The organism is Streptomyces sp. UH6 (assembly GCF_013421635.1).
GTDB lineage: Bacteria > Actinomycetota > Actinomycetes > Streptomycetales > Streptomycetaceae > Streptomyces > Streptomyces abyssomicinicus.
This window is the reverse complement of sequence record NZ_JACADT010000650.1, coordinates 1-3,287: the sequence shown is the minus strand read 5'-3', so window position 1 is coordinate 3,287 and position 3,287 is coordinate 1. Positions and strand designations below refer to the sequence as shown.

3 protein-coding genes and 1 pseudogene are annotated in these 3,287 nt (G+C 72.1%); 2 read left to right on the top strand and 2 right to left on the bottom strand.

All coding sequences use genetic code 11. From position 1 onward, the window contains the following. Together HW445_RS23665 and HW445_RS23660 are read left to right on the top strand one after the other, a co-directional pair. Nucleotides 1–243 (top strand): annotated as a pseudogene (locus HW445_RS23665) (PLP-dependent aminotransferase family protein); the annotation flags it as partial. 129 nt (nucleotides 244–372) lie between these two features. Then, nucleotides 373–813: a hypothetical protein gene (locus tag HW445_RS23660; RefSeq protein WP_180222970.1), complete on the top strand. Its 441-nt coding sequence runs from the start codon at nucleotides 373–375 to the stop codon at nucleotides 811–813. 113 nt (nucleotides 814–926) lie between these two features. Here the strand turns inward: HW445_RS23660 and HW445_RS23655 are convergent, their stop codons facing one another. Next, nucleotides 927–2,279, bottom strand: a complete 1,353-nt coding sequence (locus HW445_RS23655; protein ID WP_180222969.1) for a M28 family metallopeptidase — start codon at nucleotides 2,277–2,279, stop codon at nucleotides 927–929. Nucleotides 2,280–2,528: 249 nt separating this feature from the next. After that, nucleotides 2,529–2,918, bottom strand: coding sequence for a hypothetical protein (locus HW445_RS23650; RefSeq protein WP_180222968.1), 390 nt, complete (start codon nucleotides 2,916–2,918; stop codon nucleotides 2,529–2,531). Nucleotides 2,919–3,287 lie beyond the last annotated feature (369 nt).

Below are 3,287 nucleotides of genomic sequence, written 5' to 3'. Positions count from 1 at the left end.
CTCCGCCTGCCGGGCGGCGCCGACGAGCGCGCCGTCGCCGCCGGAGCCCTCCGTCTCGGGGTCGCCGTCACTCCCGGCACCCACTACTTCGCCGCCGAGCCACCCGCGCCCCATCTGCGCCTCAGCTACGTCAGCACCCCGGGCGCGGCCCAACTCGAGGACGGCGTACAGCGGTTGGCGCAGGCCCTCGCCGACGGGCCGACCGGGCCCTTCGGCGGGCCCCGGTTCGCAACCCACGCGTGATCAAAATTTACTGCACACCGACAAGCGTGATCCCTTACGCTGCCGTGCGGCCGTTCCCCCTCGGGGCATGCGCCTCGTCCACGACACACCCGTGTCCACACCCATGTCCACACCCCAGGGGGGGCTCCCATGGAACGCCTTTTCGCGATCAGACAGTTCCTGATCATGATCGTCGCGCTGGTCGGCGGCGTCGGTCTCATCGTCTTCAGCGTCATCCGCGCGGACACCCAGGTGACCGGCACCCCGGGCCAGTTCACGGCCCAGCAGTGCGAGACGGAGAAGACCCGCCGCAGCGGCACCACCTACTCGTGCACCGGCTCCTTCGAGGCCGACGACAAGTCGTTCACGATCGCGTCCGTCGAGGTGGACACCACCTTCGACTCCGAGCCCACCTCCCCGGTGGCGACCAAGGTGGAGGGCCCCGACGCCACCACCGCCGTGGTCGACGACTACAAGAAGTGGGCCGTCCCGGGCGGCACCGGCGTGATCATCCTGATCTTCGGCGTCTTCATGCTCCGCGGCCGGATCCGCTCCCGCCGGGAGGACAGGGCCGAGGCCGCCGCGGTCTGACGCCGGCGGCCCTGCCTCGACCGAAGGGCGTCCCGCACCGTACGGTGCGGGACGCCCTTCGGCGTGCGAAGACCTGACGGGCCGGAACATCAGAAGGTCAGCAGGTCAGCAGGTCAGAAGGTCAGCTTCCAGCTGTCGATGTAGCCCGTGTCCTGGGCCGCGACGTCCTGGACGCGCAGGCGCCAGCCGCCGTCGGCCGTCTCGGTGGAGGCGTTGACGGTGTACGTGGCGATGACGTTGTCCGCCGAGTCGGAGCCGCTGGAGTTCTTCAGCCGGTACGCCGTGCCGTCGGGCGCGAGCAGGTCGACCACGAGGTCGCCGCGCCAGGTGTGCTTGATGTCGACGCCGACCCGCAGTGTCGACGGCGCGTTGCCGGTGCGGCCGGTGACGGTGATGGTGGAGGTCACGGCCGCGCCGCCGTCCGGGATGGCGACGTCCGTGGTGTTCTCGAAGGAGGTGCCCGGCGCCGGCGCCGCCTGCGTGCCCAGGGTCCACAGGGCGTGGGCGAGCGCGTCGCTGTTGCGGTCGAGGGCGGTGTCGTCGATGTTCGTCGTGGAGTCGCACGAGGAGTGGTAGCAGCGGTCGAAGGCCTGCCCGGAGGTCCCGCCCCACTTGGCGGCCTGGGCCGCCGTCTTGACGCGGCTGGCTCCGGTGAAGAGCCCGCCGACGGGTATGCCCGCGCTCTTGAACGGGGCGTGGTCGGAGCGGCCGTCGCCCTCGGTCTCGATCTCGGTGGGCACGCCGATGCCTGCGTACCAGTCCTTGAACACCTTCTCGATCTCCGGGTCGTCGTCGTAGACGAAGTAGCCCGCGTTCGGGGAGGCGACCATGTCGAGGTTGAGGTAGCCGGAGATGCGTGAACGGTCGGCCGTGGCCAGGTTGTTCACGTAGTACTTGGAGCCGACCAGCCCGAGTTCCTCCGCGCCCCACCAGGCGAACCTCAGGTGCTTGGTGGGCTGGAGCTGGGCGCGCGAGACGGCGAGCGCCGTCTCCAGCACGGCAGCGGATCCGGAGCCGTTGTCGTTGATCCCGGCGCCGCCGGCGACCGAGTCGAGGTGCGCGCCGGCCATCAGGACCTGGTTGGGGTCGCCGCCGGGCCAGTCGGCGATCAGGTTGTAGCCGGTGGCCCCGGAGGAGGTGAACTGCTGCACGGTCGTGGTGAATCCGGCCGCGTCGAGCTTGGCCTTCACGTGGTCGACGGAGGCCTTGTAGCCGGGGCGGCCGTGGGCCCGGTTGCCGCCGTTGGCGGCGGCGATCGACTGGAACTGGGTCAGGTGCGCCTTGACGTTCGCCAGCGGGATGTCGGGGGCGGCGAGCGCCCGGGCGGCGGGCGCCGCCGGGGCGGCGCCGGGTGCGCTGCCGTACGAGGCGGGCGTGACGGCGAGCAGCGCCGTCACCGCCACGGCGGCGACCGTCGCGGCGCGTCTGCGGAGCGGTCGGAGCAGGCCGGGCTCGGGGCTCTTCATGGGGGAACCGCGCTTTCTCGTCGGGGCGGGGTGTACCGGACGGGGTCTGGAGCGGTGGGACCGGTTCAGCGGTCACTGACGGCCGGTCACTGCGTGCTCGTCACCGCGTGCTGGTCACTGAGCGAGCCCGATGCTCAGCGATTTGTCGGTGTCCCGTCAAGAGCGTGTTCCGGACGCCCCCGGCCGGCGGGACGGCCGGGGGCGCGGTCGGGGCGGAGGACCCTCCCGCGGAGGCGGAGGCGGACCGGGTCAGGCGGTGACGAAGTCCATGTCGGCGGCGACCCAGTTGCCGCTGGAGCCGTAGTGGGTCGTGATCACCAGCTTGGTGCCCTCCGGCAGGTCCCCGGTCTTCCAGGGGGAGCAGTAGCCGGCGGCGTGGCCGGAGGTGCTCACCTCGCGGTAGCTGCCGCCGGAGTAGGTGGTGAGCACGGCCCGCACGGCGTACCCGTCGGCCTTGGTGTCGCACACCCGTAACGCGTCTCCGGGGGTGGATCCGCTGGGGTCGGACTGCCAGTAGGCGTATCCCGTGCCGTCCGCGGGGATCTGGGTGGCCGCGGACGCCGACGTGGCGGTGCCCAGCACCAGGGCGAAACCGGCCACGGCGGTCAGGACGGCCCTGGGCTTCCGGTGTGTGCTCATGGGTGTTCTCCCCTCTCTGCCGGAGCGCACCGCGCGCTCCGTCGTGGAGGGAAGCCTTCAGCACCGCCGCGGGGGCGGCCAAGCGCTTCCGGAGGGGTCGACGGAATCCGATCGCCGGGCGGCGGGCCGTCCGGCGACCGCGCGGATCCCATAGGTCACGGTGACACCGGGTGCCGCACCCGTCACGGGGTGCGAGGTGCGGGGCGGCGGTGGCGTGGAGGCTATGGCCGAAGTGGATCCCCCGTGGAGCCCTTCTCCCCGGGTCGGCGCTCCCCGCGCTCCCGGCGGTGTTCCGTCAGCTCCAGGTCGATGAAGGCCCCGACCATGGCCCGCCAGACGGCTTCCGCGACGACCGGGCTGAGCCCCGCC

What these genes read in the sequence shown, in the direction of transcription:
- HW445_RS23660 (WP_180222970.1), top strand. Translation starts at nt 373, where the DNA reads ATGGAACGCCTTTTCGCGATCAGACAGTTCCTGATCATGATCGTCGCG.
- HW445_RS23655 (WP_180222969.1), bottom strand. Translation starts at nt 2,279, where the DNA reads ATGAAGAGCCCCGAGCCCGGCCTGCTCCGACCGCTCCGCAGACGCGCC.
- HW445_RS23650 (WP_180222968.1), bottom strand. Translation starts at nt 2,918, where the DNA reads ATGAGCACACACCGGAAGCCCAGGGCCGTCCTGACCGCCGTGGCCGGT.